Source organism: Geobacter anodireducens (genome assembly GCA_001628815.1).
GTDB classification, from domain to species: Bacteria; Desulfobacterota; Desulfuromonadia; order Geobacterales; family Geobacteraceae; genus Geobacter; species Geobacter anodireducens.
In genome coordinates, this window is sequence record CP014963.1 from 204,647 (window position 1) to 220,597 (window position 15,951).

The 15,951-nt window shown below is 64.7% G+C and carries 10 protein-coding genes and 3 pseudogenes; 6 read left to right on the plus strand and 7 right to left on the minus strand.

All coding sequences use genetic code 11. The features are described 5' to 3' along the window. Position 1: 1 nt before the first annotated feature. From A2G06_00925 to A2G06_00955, 7 genes and pseudogenes are all read right to left on the minus strand, one after another. Positions 2-844 carry a malonyl CoA-ACP transacylase gene (locus A2G06_00925; GenBank protein ID ANA39187.1) on the minus strand — a complete coding sequence of 281 codons (843 nt, stop codon included), beginning with the start codon at positions 842-844 and terminating at the stop codon, positions 2-4. 2 nt (positions 845-846) lie between these two features. Next, positions 847-2,139 carry a B12-binding domain-containing radical SAM protein gene (locus tag A2G06_00930; protein ID ANA39188.1) on the minus strand — a complete coding sequence of 431 codons (1,293 nt, stop codon included), beginning with the start codon at positions 2,137-2,139 and terminating at the stop codon, positions 847-849. Beyond that, positions 2,136-2,330, minus strand: coding sequence for an acyl carrier protein (locus tag A2G06_00935; protein ANA39189.1), 195 nt, complete (start codon positions 2,328-2,330; stop codon positions 2,136-2,138). The genes A2G06_00930 and A2G06_00935 overlap by 4 nt, the downstream gene beginning before the upstream one ends. Positions 2,331-2,396: 66 nt before the next feature. Beyond that, a pseudogene (locus A2G06_00940) lies at positions 2,397-3,295 on the minus strand (acyltransferase). 91 nt (positions 3,296-3,386) lie between these two features. Then, on the minus strand, positions 3,387-4,763 hold the full coding sequence (locus A2G06_00945) for a radical SAM protein (GenBank protein ID ANA39190.1): 1,377 nt from the start codon (positions 4,761-4,763) through the stop codon (positions 3,387-3,389). 49 nt (positions 4,764-4,812) lie between these two features. Next, positions 4,813-5,474, minus strand: a pseudogene (locus tag A2G06_00950) (glycosyl transferase family 2). Beyond that, a complete protein-coding gene (locus A2G06_00955; protein ANA39191.1) occupies positions 5,459-6,289 on the minus strand; it encodes a polysaccharide deacetylase in 831 nt (276 codons plus the stop codon). Before A2G06_00955 ends, A2G06_00950 begins: the two are co-directional and overlap by 16 nt. Positions 6,290-6,471: 182 nt before the next feature. Here A2G06_00955 and A2G06_00960 point away from each other — a divergent pair, with 182 nt between their 5' ends. From A2G06_00960 to A2G06_00985, 6 genes and pseudogenes are all read left to right on the plus strand, one after another. After that, the gene (locus A2G06_00960) at positions 6,472-7,935 is read left to right on the plus strand and encodes a B12-binding domain-containing radical SAM protein (GenBank protein ID ANA39192.1); all 1,464 of its coding nucleotides are present in this window, start codon (positions 6,472-6,474) and stop codon (positions 7,933-7,935) included. Further along, positions 7,935-9,221 (plus strand): B12-binding domain-containing radical SAM protein, encoded by a 1,287-nt coding sequence (locus A2G06_00965; GenBank protein ANA39193.1) that lies wholly within the window; start codon positions 7,935-7,937, stop codon positions 9,219-9,221. Before A2G06_00960 ends, A2G06_00965 begins: the two co-directional genes overlap by 1 nt. Positions 9,222-9,477: 256 nt before the next feature. Then, positions 9,478-9,917 (plus strand): annotated as a pseudogene (locus A2G06_00970) (hypothetical protein). Between the two features lie 818 nt (positions 9,918-10,735). Beyond that, the gene (locus A2G06_00975) at positions 10,736-13,228 is read left to right on the plus strand and encodes a histidine kinase (protein ANA39194.1); all 2,493 of its coding nucleotides are present in this window, start codon (positions 10,736-10,738) and stop codon (positions 13,226-13,228) included. Further along, a complete protein-coding gene (locus tag A2G06_00980) occupies positions 13,229-13,876 on the plus strand; it encodes a DNA-binding response regulator (GenBank protein ID ANA39195.1) in 648 nt (215 codons plus the stop codon). It abuts the gene before it with no gap. A gap of 202 nt (positions 13,877-14,078) precedes the next feature. Next, positions 14,079-15,929 carry a PAS domain-containing sensor histidine kinase gene (locus A2G06_00985; protein ANA39196.1) on the plus strand — a complete coding sequence of 617 codons (1,851 nt, stop codon included), beginning with the start codon at positions 14,079-14,081 and terminating at the stop codon, positions 15,927-15,929. The last annotated feature ends 22 nt before the right edge of the window (positions 15,930-15,951 follow it).

The window sequence follows — 15,951 nt, forward strand, 5'->3', positions numbered from 1 at the left end:
GCTACCTCCCCCGCTCGCTTTCGATCCACCGGTTGTACTTGCGGAGGGAATCACCCGCCCCCACCTCGTAAAGACGGTCGGCGCCGGCAGCGCGCAGGGCGCGGTAGGTGCGCTCCCACCGGACCGGCTCCATGAGGTCCCGGACCATGAACACCGGAAGGTCTGCGGCGGCCAGGAAGTCCTGGTCGATGTGGTCCACCAGGGGGACGGACGGCTCCCGGTAGCGGTAATCGCCGGCCACGGCGGAGAGCTCCGTTGCCACCTCCGCCATGAGCGGGGTGTGAAGCGGTGCGTCGCAGGGGAAGAGCCTGGCCGAGAAGGCGCCGCGGGCCAGGGCCTCGGCGCAGGCGTCCTCCATGGCCCCCCGTTCGCCGGCCAGGAGAAAGTGGCGGGACGTATTGTGATTGGCAAGGTACACGCCGTTGTTCTCGGCAATGGCCAGGAGGGGCTCCAGGGTGAGCCCCACCATGCAACCGAGGGCGTAGGTCCGTTGTCTCCCCATGGCGGCCATGGTCCTGCCGAGGCGGACGGCGAGCTCCAGGGCGTCCCCCTCATCCAGGGCGCCGGCCGCGGCCAGGGCGGGGTAGATCCCCATGCTGTGCTCGGCGATGAGCCGGGGCGCGATCCCCTCGGCCCTGAGCCGGCGGGTCCGGTAGAGCCCCATGGCCACGCCGTAGGCCTGGAGTGCCACGGTATCGCTGGACGGCTCGCCGGTCCAGGAAAAGGTGTGCAGGTCAAAGGAGGCCCGCTGCCGCGTCAGAAGGGTAATGGCCTCGAAATCCGCGTCCTCCGGGAATTCGACCGGGGGCGCGAGGGGTTGTCCGGGAAACATGAAGCAGATCATGGTCAGGAGGCTTTCGTTCTGTCGGATTTTCGGATGGCGCTGCGGAACCCCAGGTTCATGGGGCCGAAGACCTGCACTGAGCGGTGCAGCTTGCCGATGCGCCGCCACATGGAGCCGAAGGAGTAGAAGGAGCGGTTGAGCCAGTCGTGCCCCTCCTGGAGCTCCCGGGCGGTCATTTTCGTGGGGCGGAAGGTCACGTGCCCCATGTCGTAGTCGCGCCAGTCATTGGAGGTGATCCGCCCCTCGGCCTCCAGCCGCCGGCGTACGGCGGTACCGGGGTAGGGTGTGAGGATCGGGAAAATGGCCGCCTCGATCCGGGCCTCTTCGCAGAAGCGGAGGATGCGGCCGAAGGAGTCCGGGGTGTCGCCGTCGTAGCCCAGGACAAAGGACCCGAGGATGCCGATGCCGTGGTCCCGGAATTTCCGGGCCTGGTCCAGGAACGCGGAGGAGCTGTTGGTCACCTTTCCCATGGCGGCCAGGGCCTCCTGGTCCAGGGACTCGAACCCCACGAACATGCCGATGCAGCCCGATTCGCCGGCGGCCCGCATCAACTCCTCATCCCCGGCGAAATCGATGGGGGCATGGGAGAGCCACTTGAACCCCATTCCCTTCATCCCCCGGAACAGGGGCAGGGCGTAGCGGCGGTCGGCCACCAGGTTGTCGTCCACGAAAAAGGCAAAGGAGTTGGCCTTGCGCAGGGTTTCCAGCTCGGCGAGCACCGCTTCGACGGGGCGTTCCCGGTACTTGCGGCCGTAAAAGGCGGTGACCGAGCAGAATTCGCAGTCGAATGGACAGCCCCGGGTGGTCTGGAGGGTGTTGGTCAGCAGATACCCCTTGCCGGCGAAGATCTCGCGCCGGGCCACCGGGATCGATGCCATGGGCAGGAGCCCCGGGGACCGGTAGAGGCGCTGGAGCCGGCCCGCCTGGAAATCCGCCAGCAGCAGGGGCCAGGAGAGTTCCCCCTCGCCCACCACTACGGCGTCCACGTGGCCGAGGGCCTCGTCCGGGAGATTGCTGGCGTGGAATCCCCCCATGACCACGGTTTTTCCGCGGGACCGGAAGCCGGCGGCGATCTCGTAGGCCCGGGGCGCCTGGGGGGTCATGGCGGTGATGGCCACCAGGTCGCACGGAGCATTGAAGTCGATGGCCCCCCGGCTCTCGTCGCAGAGGGCCACGTCCCATTCGGGCGGGGTAACCGCAGCCAGGGCGGCCAGGGCGAGGGACGGGAACTTGAAGCCCAGTTCGCCCCAGAGCCTGCCCCGGGGCCAGCCCGGCGCCACGAAGAGGATCTTCATTTCCGGTTGGCGGCGATGTGGTCGGCCATGCTCCGGACCGACGCGAAGACCGTTGTGCCGGTGGCGGCGTCGGGGACCACCACGCCGAAATCCTTCTCCATGGCCACCACGAGCTGGAGGGCGTCAATGGAGTCGAGGCCGAGACCTTCGCCGAAGAGGGGGGCGTCGGTGTCGATGTCGTCGGGGGACATTCCCTCGATCCGGAGGCGTCGATGATCATCTGCTTTACCTGCACAATGAGTTGGTCGGACATGCGGTTATCCCTTCACGGTTTCGTTGTGTTCATCGTTCCAGAAGTCGAAAAAGTTGTACCATTGATCGGGGTAGCTGCGGATGTACCGCTCGAAGACCCCGAGCACCTGCTCCATCCCCCGGCGGATTGCCTCGGCGTTGCGGCCACGCCCGCCGGCGAACCGGATCGGCTCTTCCATGATGGTGGCGTAGCTGCTTCCCTCCAGGGGGACGAACACCGGCATGACCGGCGCGCCGGTGGCCAGGGCCAGGTAGCCGGCCCCCACCGGGATGGGGGTCGGCCGGCCGAAGAACTCCAGTTCCATGGTCTGGGACGAGCCGTCCCGGTCCACCAGGAGCGCCACCACCTCGTTGCGGCGCAGGGCGTTCACCGCCTCCACGGCAGCCAGGGGGGAGGTGTCGTGCCGGTCCACGTAGATGAAGCGGATGCCCCGTTCCTCCCGGACCCGCTCCCGCAGGTCGTTCACCCGCTCGTCGGCTCCCGGAAGGTCATGACGTTGAGCCGGTAGCCCCGCTCGGCCAGCCCCAGCCCCCCCAGTTCCCAGTTGCCCAGGTGGGGCGAAACGATGATGGCACCGTTCCCCTCCGCCAGGACCCGATCCAGGATACCGTGCCCCTCCTGCCGGCCGATGAGGGCAAAGAGCCGCTTGCCCCGGCGGCGCATCATGAGCATGATGTCGGTCCAGTTGCGGGAGCACTTGTAGTAGGTGGAGAGCACCAGTCGCTCCACGTTGCGCCTGCCGGTCACGGCCCTCAGGTTCGCGCGCACCCCCCGCCGGGGTCCGGGGATGACCAGGTAGAGGATCAGCCCCGTCAGAAAGGCGAAGGGCGCATGGACCGCCCGGGGGACCAGCAGGGTGAACAGGTTGATAAGGAACAGGTTTATCCGGTTGTGCAGCGGCACGTGTCAGCTCGTCATGCCGGAGTTCCGGCGTCTGTGAAGGTTCTCCCGTATCCCTGGCTCTCCGGCTCCACGGATTCAGGTTTCAGATGCATCAGCGGGTTACGCCCCTGGGGCGCTTCCCCTGCCCGTCGCCGAACTCCTGCTCCCAGGCAGGGTCGGCGAACTCGGCGTAACGCCGGGCATAGTCGTCCATGTTGTCCGCCAGGCCGGTGAAGATGGCGTCGGCCCCCTCGTGTGTGGGATAGGCCCCGGCGCTGTGGAAGAGCTCGCGCCCCACGTCGGGGTGGTCGATGAGCATGCAGGGGCGGAGCAGGTTGTCGTGCTCTCCCTGCACCTGGCGGATTTTCCGGAACAGCGGCGACCGCAGGGCTTCCCGCAGGGTGGTGCGCCGGATGTTGTCCACGGCAAAGTGGCAGAAGACGCACGGCTCGATGTCGCCGTTGGCGTTGATGTGGAAGTACTTCCGCCCCCCGGCGATGCAGCCGCTGATGATGGGGCCGTCGTTCCAGAAGTCCACGAAGAGCATCGGCTTTGCGGCCCGGAAATCGACGATCCGGCGCCGCAGGGCGTCCCGCTGTTCCGGCGTCGCCATCAGCTCCAGGTCGGGCTCCCGCCCCACCGGCACGTAGGTGAAGAGCCAGAGGGCGAAGACTCCCTTGGCCACCAGCATGTCGATGTACTCGTCGCTGGTGATGATGTCGGTATTCCGGCTGGTCTGGGTGAAGGAGCCGCAGAAGGAGAGCCCCGCCTCCCGCAACAGGTCCATGGCCCGCATGACCTTGCGGAAATGGCCGGGCCCGCGCCGTTCGTCGGTTTCCTGCTCGTACCCCTCCAGGGAGAAGGCGGGCATCACGTTCCCCACCTCCACCAGCTTCCGCACCATGGCCTCGTCGATGAGCCCGCCGTGGGTGAAGACGAGGAAGGCCATGTCCGAGTGTTTTTTGAAGATCTCGAAGATGTCTTCTTTAAAGAACGGCTCCCCGCCGGAAATGACGGCGAAGTAGACCCCCATCTCCTTCATCTGGGTGAGGATCGAGTCGATCTCGTCGTTGGTCAGCTCCAGGGCCTTGGCGTAATCGCCCGCGTAGCAGCCGTAACAGGAGAGGTTGCACTTCATGGTGGTGCTGATGACCACGGTGGAGGGGGGATAGTACCCCTCCCGCTCCTGCCATGCCTTCCGCGTGTTGGTGCCGGAGAGGAGGTGGTTCACCGCCAGGTTCGTGATCCACTTCTCCCGCTGGTTGGGGTGGATCTCCCGCAGGATACGGCGGGGAAACTCGATGGAAGGGTGGTTCTCCTGGATGAGCCTCCGGATCCAGCGGATCCGTTCCTTGTAGTATTCCTTTTTCGGGATCAGCTCCATCAGGTGGGTCATCCGCGCCAGGTTCTCGTTGGAGGCGTTGGTGGCCATGGAGAGAAGGAGGGAGACGATTTTTTCGGTTGTATAGTTCTTTAGGCTCTGGAGCATCAGTCTGTGACCTCGTTGTGGTTCCCGGCAAAAGGGCCCCTGCGCAGCCTCACATGTGGCGCAGGAACGTCATGCAGATATTCCAGGTGTCCCGCACCGGCCGGAAATGGCTCGTGGCGCGTCCGTCCGCCACCCGGGCGGCCACGGGGAGCGAATCGATGGTGAATCCACCCCGCCATGCCTTCATGAGGATTTCCATCTCCAGGTGGTAGCCGCTCGCCTCCAGGGAGACCCCTTTCAGGAGCCGCGCGGAGTACCAGCGGAACCCGGACTGGCTGTCGGTGATGGCGAAGCGGTCCGCTTCCTCATGCACCAGACGCCGAAGCGGTTCCAGACGGAGCGAAGCCCCGCCATCTCCCGGAACTGGGTGTCGCGGGAGGCGATGAGGACGTCGGCGTTGCGCTCCCGGGCCCTGGCCGCCAGGAGCGGGATCGCAGAGGGATCGTGCTGGCCGTCGGCGTCCAGGGTCACCACGCCGGAGCATCCGTGGGCGAGGGCCCATTCGAAGCCGGTCCGCAGTGCCGCTCCCTTGCCGCGGTTGCCGTCGTGGCGCACCAGGTTCACGCCCAGCCCCTCCACCGCGGCGGAGGTCCCGTCGGTTGAGCCGTCGTCAACCACGAGGCACGACATCCCCAGGCCGAGGACTTCCCGGACCACGGCCGGCAGGGTCCGGGCCGCGTTGTAGGCTGGTATGATTATACAGTATCCCAACGGTCAACCAACTGATCGAGTGTAGTGAATGCGAATCGTTCCAGCAGGGCGTCGAGTCGCGGCGCCGCATCGCTGCGCGGTCCGTAGGCCACGAAGGAACGCAGGGGCGGCAGCGCCAGCCGCGGGCCCTCCGGGTCAACCTCCCGGGGATGAACGTACAGCACCGCCGGCATGCCGCGCCGGTTCAATCCCGCCATGGTGGCCCCGATCAGCCCCAGCGGGAAGAACCGGAAGCCCCACCCGCCGCCCGTCGGCAGGTTGCCCAGGGGGGTTCGCGTCACCAGGGGCGGCACCTCCACCAGGTGCCCCGCCGGGGTGTCGATCCTGAACGGACCGCGCGGACCGCGCCGGTCTCCCACGAAGGGGAGCGGCGAGAGACTGGAATCGTACCGGTATCCCTCATCCCGCAGGATGGGAAAGGCCCAGGGGGTCCGCCGGCGGCAGAGGGACCACTGGGGTGCCCGGAATCCCACGGGGCGCCGACCGGTCTGCCGCTCCAGGAGCTCACCGGTCCGCCGCAGCTCCGTCCGGAACTCTTCGGGAGAGAGCTCGGTCACGAGCCGGTGGGACCAGCCGTGCGAGGCGATCTCATGGCCCGCTGCGGCGATTGCCGGCGCCAGGTCCGGATGCCGTTGGGCCACGGAACCGAGCAAAAAGAAGGTGGCCCGGCTGCCGCGCCCGGCCAGCAGTGCCAGCAGCCGTCCGACGGCGGGGACGACCCGCTCCGCTTCGGCGCTGACGACCGGCTCGCCGGGGAGCCCGCAGACATGGTACCAGTCCTCCACGTCGATGGTCAGGGCATTCAAAGCGGGCATCACCGAGAAAAAAGGGGGGATGGCATCCCCCCCTCTGCTTTCAAGAATAGCGAAAGTATAATACTTTCGCCTAACGTTAGTCAATACGCAGGGAATCGGCGCTAACGAAACATATTACCCTTGACCCCCGCTGCCCTTTTCGGAAACAATACGCTCCGCTACTTCACCTTGGCGAGATTCAGATGAACATTCTCCTGCTCCGCCCCCATCCCGGCAACGACCGGTTCGGCCTCGGCCCCTTTTTCAGGGTCGAGCCCCTGGGGCTCGAATATATCGGCGCGGCGCTCCGTGCCCACGGCCACACGGTCAGCGCGGCAGACCTCCGCTTCCGCCCCGGTGCCGCAACCTGGGTCAGGCGCACCCGGCCCCGTCTCGTGGGGATCTCCTGCCTCCACGCCCTGGAGTACGAGCGGGTGGTTGAAACGGCCCGGGAGGTCAGGCGGGCAAGCCCCGATGCCTTCATCTTCGTGGGGGGACATGCGGCCGCCGCCTTTCCCGCTCCTCTGGAGTGCGATGCGGTGGACGCCATCTGCCGCGACGACGGGGAGGAGATCGTGCCCCTGGTTGCCGCCGCCCTGGCGAAGGGCGGGCGGCTCGACGAGGTGCCGGGGCTCCGGCTGCGTGAGCCTGATGGCTGGCGCGACACCCCCTGCCTCGACCGCCAGACCTGCCTCGACCTCGTGCCGCTCCCGGCCCGCGACCTGGTGGACAGGCACCGCTCCGGCTACCACTGCCTTTTGTTCAAGCCGGTCTGGCTCGTGGAGACGGCCCGGGGCTGCCCCCACCGCTGCTCCTTCTGCTCCGTCTGGCAGCTCTACGGCCGTTCCTGCCGCGAGCGGAGCATTGCCGCGGTGGTGGAGGATTTCGCCACGGCCGGGGATTCGATCTTCGTGGCCGACGATCTCTTCTGGCACAATTCGGCCCGGAGCCTGGAGCTGGCCGATGCGCTGAAAAAGCGCGGGGTTTTCAAACGCTGGATTCTCGTCCAGACCCGCACCGACCTCATCTGCCGGAGCGCCGACCTCATGGCCGCCTGGCGTCCCCTGGCCAAGGATTTCGACATCTTCCTGGGCCTGGAGGCGGCCACGGACAAGGGGCTCGCCGGGATCACCAAGGATTCCGGCGTGGCCGAGAGCGTGGAGGCGGTGCGCCTCGCCCGGGAGCTGCGCTACGGCATCAACGGCAATTTCCTCATCGACCCCGACTGGGACGAGGACGATTTCCGCGACCTCTGGGACTTTGTGGCCCGCTACGGCCTCCAGCGGGCCGGGTTCACCATCCTCACGCCCCTGCCCGGCACCGATTTCTTCCGGGAAGTGGCCCCGCGCATTGCCCGCCAGCCCTGGTCCAACTTCGACATGCACCACCTCCTGTGGGAACCCCGGGTGGGCGCCCCGCGCTTCTTCGAGCTCTATGCCGAGACCTGGCGCCGCTCCATCCTCAATACCTCGGGAGACAAGAGCCTGGTGGACTGGATGAAGCAGGTCCGCCCCTCCCAGATCCCCTACATCGCCCGGGTCCTCTGGCGGACCCAGCGGATGATGAAGCCCGAGGCCTACCTCAGGGAGTACGAGGCGACCCGACCCCGGACAACGGAGCCCCTGGTTGATTTCAGCGCCGGGGCGTGCTGCAGGGGAGCCGCCTGATGTCCCGTTCCCCCCGGCTGCTGCTGATCTACCCGGCGACCCACTCGCTCGGTTGGGCGCGTTATTTCCAGCTTCCCTCCCATTCGCTCCAGATGGTGGCCGCGGCCACGCCCCGCCACTGGGAGGTGGTCCTGGCCGACGAGGTCCATGACGAGGTCCCCTTCGACGGAACCTTCGACCTGGTGGGGATCACGGCCATGACCCACCAGGCGACGCGGGCCTACGAGATCGCCGACCGGTTCCGGGCGCGGGGTGTCCCCGTGGTAATGGGGGGCATCCACCCCACGGTCCTGCCCGAGGAGGCCCTGCTCCATGCCGACGCGGTGGTGATCGGTGAGGCGGAACCGGTCTGGGCCCAACTCCTCGATGACCTCCTGGCCGGGTGTCTCAAGTCGGTCTACCGGGCGCCGGTCCCCACGGGTGATCTCCTCTCCGCCCCCTGGCCCCGCCGCGAGATCCTGGCCGGCCGCCGCTACCTCACCACCCAGACGGTCCAGGCGAGCCGGGGCTGCCCCTACGACTGCTCCTTCTGCACCGTAACTCCCTACTTCGGCCGCACCTTCCGCTACCGCGACCCCGACGACATCCTGGCCGAGATCCGCTCCTTCAGACGCAAGCTCGTGGTCTTTCTCGACGACAACCTCTTGGGCGACCCGGCCAAGGCCCGGCCCATCCTGCGGGGGCTGGCCGAGATGAACGTCCGCTGGGGCTCCCAGACCAATCTCCGCTTTGCCGAAGATCCGGAGCTTCTGAAGCTCGTGGCGGACTCGGGGTGCATCGGCCTCTTCGTGGGGATCGAGTCGGTGGTCGGCGCCCACGCCAACATGGCCAAGTCCGGCACCCGTTACTCCCAGGCCGATCTCATGAAACGGGTCCGCGACGCCGGCATCATCCTGGAGACGTCCATCATCTTCGGTTTCGACGACCACGACGAGAGCGTCTTCGATACCACGGTCCGTTTCCTGGAGGAATGCTCTCCCAGCGTCCCCACCTTCCACATCCTCACCCCCTACCCCGGCACGGCCCTGTTCCGCCAGTTCCAGGAGGAGGGGCGGCTCCTGACCACCGACTGGTCCCGCTACGACCACTCCACCGTGGTCTTCCGGCCCCGTCTCATGTCTCCCGAACGGCTCCACCGGGGCTGGCTGGAGGCACGCCGTGAGGCCTACTCCTGGCGGGCCATCGCCACCCGCGTCATGCGCAATCCGGGGCGCCGCCTGACGAATCTCGCCTATAACATCCTGCGCAAGGGGCCAAACGACCTGCTGGAGGATGAGGCGCCGTAGCGCGGCCCTCGGGGCCATGCTTCCGGCATTGTTGCCCCGGACTGTTTCGCCGATGCGCCACGTCGCGCATCGGTCCCCTTGCGAACACGCCGCCCTGATGCTATCCCGCCGGTCCGGCCAGAACTGCTGCATATCCGGGAACGATCCCGTCCAGAGTCAGTCAGGGACAAGCTCTAAAGAAATGGTTCACAGCCGGGCAGAGAAAGGGTAATAATGATCACGGGTGAAATCCATCCCCGGGGGAGACGCCGGCATAATGCAGCCAGAGCCCGTCATTTCTAACATTGCCCATGTCATACAGATGTCCGTGGCGCCGGTTTTTCTCCTCACCGGTGTCGGCGCGATCCTGTCCGTGCTCATCAATCGGCTGGGTCGCATCGTTGACCGTGCCCGCGTCATCGAGCAGAAGCTCGCCGATCCTGCCGGGGATGGCAGGGCCTTGTCACGGCTTGAGCTGGCAACCCTCGGGCGCGCATGCGGCTGATCAACTGGGCCATCAGTTCGTGCACGATAAGCGCGCTCCTCGTGTGTGTGGTCATTGCCCTGCTTTTTGTGGGTGCGTTCCTCCACATCAATGTATCGGACATTGCGGCCCTGCTGTTCGTGTTTGCCATGCTCGCACTGATCGGAGGCCTGCTGGGCTTTCTCCGGGAGATTTACCTGGCGATCGCCACTGCACGCCTGGGGATGCGCTGACGCCGGTGACCCCGGACTGGGCGCGATGCCTACGCACAAGCCCAGCACCCCGCTCCACGACAACATATTCCGATCCGCCTATCTCTTCCCCAGGCACATGCCGGAGGCCTGTGGACCGCCCTGCCGGTGACCGCTTCTTTTGGCAGCCGCGGATTTCCGTAGTTCCATCCCACGGGGTGCTTCAGGCAGGACTCTGCCGGCTCTCGCAGAAGGCGAAGGGGCCCGGGGGCTGCCGGTCCTGAGTCAGACGGCGTTCCGGGCGGTCTTCCCTCACGCGAGTTTCTGCCGCCAGTTTCGAGGACTCTGCCCTGACAGCACCGGCAGCCTCCCTGACTGTCGCTTCTGCGACAACTGTTACGGTTGGTGTCGTGTATCCTTTCCTCTTGTTTGCCTCTATTCCGTGGACCCTCACAGGCGTAGCAGAAGAGAAGATGTTCCGCGCACCATTTCCGACACATCCAAAGGGCGAACCACTGCTGCTGGTAGCGGGCATGGCGGCAGGCCGGACGTGGCCAGCGCAGGTTTTCGACGGCGCTTCGCGCGGCATATCGGTTTCAGCAACACGGAGAATTTACGGGCAGTCAAACTTTCCCGACAGACGGACTGATTTGTTATTTCCTATTCTGCCGAAGCTGTGTACTGAGTCGCGGCGGCATTAACTGCCCACGAGCCAGTTCTCTGCCAGTATTTGATTGTGGGTGATGTTCGTCCATGAGCTTGTGCGAACGAGTTGATTCTTTTACGGCATCAATGGGTTTGGCTGAGTAGTCGAAACCCTGACTCGAAGTGTTTGATCAGTAACTGCAGGGGTATTGGAAGTGATTCATCGGTATTTCGAACATGCACCGTTTCCCGTTCTGCTGGTGGAGCCGCAGGGACGCATTCTGCAAGCCAGTCCCGCTGCCCTCGAGTGTCTTGGAATAGCCTTCCCTCATCCCTCACCCCGCACACTGGCCGACATCATGCCCGCTGAGCAGTGCGCGGCCGTGCTCCGCGCCGGCGCTGCCATGACTGACACCGGGTTCTGGGAGGGAGAATGTTCCTTGGCCGGGCAGGGTGGGCAGCCCGTCCGGGCATTCCTCCGGGTGGCCAGGGTGGATGATGGCTGTTTCGTCATCTACCTGTGGAACTCTGCCGGGCGCGGCATCTCTGAAGAGTTGCTGCGCATCCGCTTGCATCTGTCGGAACGTGCCCGGTGCGAAAGCCTCGACGAGTTACTCCGGTCGGCCCTGGATGCCGCTGAACGGCTGACCGACAGCAATATCGGCTACCTGCATATCATTGACCCGGACCGGGAGCAGACCCCCCTGCGGGCGTGGTCGAGCAACACCCTGACCGCCATGTGCCGGGTGAGAGGCGGGAAAGAGCACCATCCGGCCGGCAGGGCCGGGATCTGGGGCGATTGCTGCCGCGAGCGGACCGCCGTCATCCATAACGATTACGCCAGCCTTCCGCACGGGAAGCAACTGCCCGAGGGGCATCCTCCCATTGTCCGGGTGATGGGCGTGCCGATCATTCATGGCAACAAGGTGCTCGCCGTTATTGGCGTGGGCAACAAACCGACGGAGTATACCCGGGAAGATGCGGATGCGCTGCATGAGCTCGCCTCTATGATCATGGATCTGGTGGAGCGCAAACAGGCGGAAGCACAACTGGTCACGAGCGAAAAGCGCTTCAGGACGATCTTCGAGCAGGCGGCGGTCGGCGTGGCCCTGGTTGACCCGATGACGGGCCGGTTCGTCAGGGCCAATGCGAAATACGGCGACATTGTCGGCTACTCTCCCGAGGCAATGCAGACGATGGGGTTTCAGGAACTGACTCCCCCCGACGATGTGGCTGTCGATCTGGAATGCATCTCCCGGCTCCTGAAGGGGGATATCCGCACTTTCACGAGAGAGAAGCGCTATGTGCACCGGAACGGCTGCAACGTGTGGGTCAGGCTGACCGTCTCTCCCCTGTGGGCCGATGGCGAGGAACCGAGCTTCAATATAGCCATCGTGGAAGACATAACCGCCCGCAAGGAGGCAGAGGCGGCCCTCCGGGAAGCGAAGGAGCAGTTGGAGCTCCGCGTCAGGGAGAGGACCGCGGATCTGGAACAGGCTAACCGGGCCCTTCAAGAGGAAGTTACCACCCGCAGACAGGCCGAGGAATCGCTGCGGGGCAGCGAGTCCAGGTTCAGGCGGCTGGTCCAACTGGCGCCCCTGCCGCTGTACTTCGCGGATGCGACGGGCACCATGGTATATGTAAACGACCGGTTCACGCGACTGTTCGGCTATACGGCGGAAGACATCCCGACGCAGGAGGAATGGTGGGCCCGGGTCCATCCCGATGAGTGCTCCCGGGGAGAGGTGATCGGCTCCTGGCAGGCGGCCGTGCAGAGGGCCCGGCACGGCACGGGCGATATCGAACCCGTTGAATACCGGGTCACGTGCAAAAATGGAGGCATTCGCCTGGTGGAGGTCTCCGGGATAACGATCGAGGGCGCTGTCCTTGCGACATTCATCGACATCACCGAGCGCCGGCTGGCAGAGGATGAGCTCCATCGCCACAGGGAATTGCTCGAGGAGCTGGTTCACCAGCGGACTGCTGAACTGAAGCTGCGGAACATGGAATTGGCCACCGAGATTGCCGAACGGCGGCGGGCCGAGGCGACCCTCCGCTGTTACGCCGGGCGGCTTACCGAGATGGAAGAGAACCTGAGGAAGAAGCTTGCCGCTGAACTGCACGACGAGATCGGGAGGGACCTGACCGCCCTCAATCTCAACGTTACCGTCATCGGCGGCAGCATCCCGCAGGCGCCGGACGGGAACCTCAGGGCGAGGATTGAAGATACGGAACGGCTCATCGAAGACATCAGCCGCACGGTCAGGGGCCTTACGGCCAAGCTGCGGCCACCCGTGCTGGACGACTATGGTCTGCCGGCGGCACTGCGCTGGCATGCCGATCTTTTTTCGCGGCGGACCGGGATTGCGGTGACGGTGCATGTGGCCGACACGGTTCCCCGGATGCCGGCTGAGAAGGAAATAGCGCTTTTCCGCATCGTCCAGGAGGCCCTCACGAACTGCTCCAAGCACGCACTCGCCCGGAACGTGACGGTCTCTCTCTCGACCGGCGCCGGTAAGACGCTGATTTCCGTTGCGGACGACGGCATTGGGTTTGCGCGTGAAACAGCCTCACCGACGCCGGCGGGAAGCGGCTGGGGGCTGACGATCATGCGCGAACGGGCGGAGCTGATCGGAGGGGTGTTTCAGGTGGCTACCGCGCCGGGCAAAGGTACGGTGCTGACCGTTGAAATAAGCGAGGATTCGTAGATGGTGATCAAGGTTCTCATTGTCGATGACCATGCCGTCGTGAGGGACGGACTGACCATGATTCTCGAATCACAGAGCGATATCGCCGTGATCGGCCAGGCCGGTGACGGGCGCGAGGCGATAGCGATGGCCGAAGCGCTCAAGCCCAACGTGGTGGTCATGGACATCACCATGCCGGAGTTGAACGGCATTGAAGCCGCCCGCCTGATTTCCAGGGAACAGCCGGCGACAAGAATCGTAATCCTCTCCATGCACGACACCCTTGAGCACATCTACCGCGCGCTTCAGGCCGGTGCGCGGGGGTATCTCCTGAAGGAGTCGGCAGGGGCCGAGGTTACCGACGCGGTGCGGACGGTCATGCGGGGACACCGCTATTTCGGCAGAGGAAGCCGACTGCCGTCCGACATGCACCACTCCGCCTGCGCGGATCTCCCGAGAAGTCCCCTCGACAGCCTGAGCCAACGGGAGCGGGAGGTTCTGCAACTGGTGGTCGAGGGGAAGAAAAGTTCGGAGATTGCGGAAATCCTTTCCCTTTCCCCCAAAAGCATCGAAACTTACCGCAGCAGGCTCATGGTGAAGCTCGGCATCACCAACATCCCTTCCCTGGTCAAATTTGCCCTTCTGCACGGCGTTACTCCCGCAAAATAGCCTTTTCACCGACTGAGTCAAACATTCCCGACAGACTGACAATGTCATTTCGGCTATTTACTGGTACGGGACGCCATGTCCTTTGCCCATATCGCGGATAACCCGCACCACCTGTCCCAACCTGGCACCATATCCTTTGACATGCATGTGCCGCTTCCGGTCCCGGAGCGTACTGTTCCGGCGAAGCACTGGAGGGAGGAATATGGCCGGCAGCAACCAGAATATAGCGTTGCGGATCACTGCCATCTATGCACTCGTCGGCGTGTTGTGGATTCTCTTCTCCGATTGGCTGCTCTGTCTCGCGGTCGAAGACCCCCGCGTTCTCACACGACTCCAGATGGGGAAGGGATGGGCATACGTGGCCGCGACCGCTGCGCTCCTCTACTGGCTCGTCCACCGGGATACGGCGCAGATCAGGCGCTCCGAGGAAGATCTCCTGGTGCGCAACGAAGAGTTGACCGTGGTTGAGGAGGAACTCAGGCAGCAAAACGAAGAGTTTATCGTGGCCGAGGAAGAGCTGCGGCAGCAGTTGACCGAGAATTACGAGAGCCGGAAAAAGCTGTTCGAGGCGAACGAGGCGATGACGGCCATCCTCCAGGCATCGCCGGTAGCCATCGTGGCACTTGACCGGGAAGACAGGGTCGTGGTGTGGAATCGTGCCGCCGAGCGCCTTTTTGGCTGGCTTGAAGAAGAGGTGAGGGAGACGCCCTTTTCCCTGCTCCACCCGGACGATGCGAAGGACGGGAAACGGGTGTGCGCGAGCGCCTGCCGGGAGGCTGTGCTGCACGACATCGAAGGCGTGCGCATGAGGAAAAATGGAGAGCTGGTCAGTGTCAGCATCTCCACCGCGCCGCTGCACGACCCTGCCGGGCTGAACGCCGGCATGATCGCAATGTTCACCGACATTACCGACCGGAAGTCTGCGGCTGAAAATCTCAGGGAAAGCAACGAGAAGTATGCCGAGCTGGTCAATGCCGTCAGCGGCATCGTCTGGGAGCTCGACGTCGAGAGCTTCCGCTTCACGTTCGTCAGCCAGAGGTCCGAGGATATCCTGGGCTATCCCGCCGAGGCATGGCTTGCCGATCCGGGCTGCTGGGAGCGCAGCATCCACCCTGACGACCGCCCGTGGGTCCTTGCTGCCTGCCGCGCAACGCACGGCGAGGGATCCGGCCGCGAACTGGAGTACCGCTCACTCGCCGCCGATGGCCGCATCGTCTGGCTGCGGAACTCGTTCATGGTTGTCGAGGACGCTAACGGCCGCGTGAAGCTCCGCGGGGTCATGACCGACGTCAGCCGGAGAAAGAAAGCCGAAGAGGATCTGTCCATGCTCAACGCCGAGCTCGAGCAGCGGGTGGCACAGCGGACGTCGGAGCTGGAGGAGCTCAACCGGGAACTGGAAGCCTTCAGTTATACGGCTTCACACGATTTGAGGGCTCCCCTGCGTCACATAGAGGGTTTCAGCAAGGCTCTCATGGAGGATTACTACGATACCTTTGACGGCGCTGGAAGGCAGCACTTGGACCGACTCTGTTCGGCAGCCAGAAAGATGGGGCAACTGATCGACGACCTGCTCCGCCTGGCCATGGTCAGCAAGGGAGAGATCATCCGGCGTCCCACCGACCTCAGCATGATCGCCCGTGGCATAGTGCAGGATCTGATGGTGTCCCAGCCCGAGCGCATGGTTGCGTTCAGGATAACCGACGGGATCAAGGTGAACGGCGATTCCCGCTTGCTGCAGGTCGCCATGGAAAACCTTCTCGTCAACGCATGGAAGTACACGGAAAAGCGAAAGGATGCCATCATAGAGTTCGGCGTGGACGAGGACCGGGGGCAAACGGTCTGTTTCGTCCGGGACAACGGGATCGGCTTTGCCAATGAACATGCCAACAATATCTTCAAGCCGTTCCTGAGGCTCCACCGCACGGAGGAGTACGAAGGCTCGGGCGTAGGCCTGGCAACGGTGCGCCGCATCGTGGAGCGCCATGGGGGGCATGTGTGGGCTGAGGGACGGGAAGGGCACGGCGCCGTGTTCTTCTTTACCCTGGACAACTGAAAGCAGAAGACTGTCCCCTGTG

Excerpts from the sequence above, each read along its gene's own strand:
- A2G06_00925 (ANA39187.1), bottom strand. The coding sequence starts at position 844 with ATGATCTGCTTCATGTTTCCCGGACAACCCCTCGCGCCCCCGGTCGAA.
- A2G06_00960 (ANA39192.1), top strand. The coding sequence starts at position 6,472 with ATGAACATTCTCCTGCTCCGCCCCCATCCCGGCAACGACCGGTTCGGC.
- A2G06_00980 (ANA39195.1), top strand. The coding sequence starts at position 13,229 with ATGGTGATCAAGGTTCTCATTGTCGATGACCATGCCGTCGTGAGGGAC.
- A2G06_00955 (ANA39191.1), bottom strand. The coding sequence starts at position 6,289 with ATGCCCGCTTTGAATGCCCTGACCATCGACGTGGAGGACTGGTACCAT.
- A2G06_00930 (ANA39188.1), bottom strand. The coding sequence starts at position 2,139 with ATGAAGATCCTCTTCGTGGCGCCGGGCTGGCCCCGGGGCAGGCTCTGG.
- A2G06_00965 (ANA39193.1), top strand. The coding sequence starts at position 7,935 with ATGTCCCGTTCCCCCCGGCTGCTGCTGATCTACCCGGCGACCCACTCG.
- A2G06_00945 (ANA39190.1), bottom strand. The coding sequence starts at position 4,763 with ATGCTCCAGAGCCTAAAGAACTATACAACCGAAAAAATCGTCTCCCTC.
- A2G06_00985 (ANA39196.1), top strand. The coding sequence starts at position 14,079 with ATGGCCGGCAGCAACCAGAATATAGCGTTGCGGATCACTGCCATCTAT.
- A2G06_00935 (ANA39189.1), bottom strand. The coding sequence starts at position 2,330 with ATGTCCCCCGACGACATCGACACCGACGCCCCCCTCTTCGGCGAAGGT.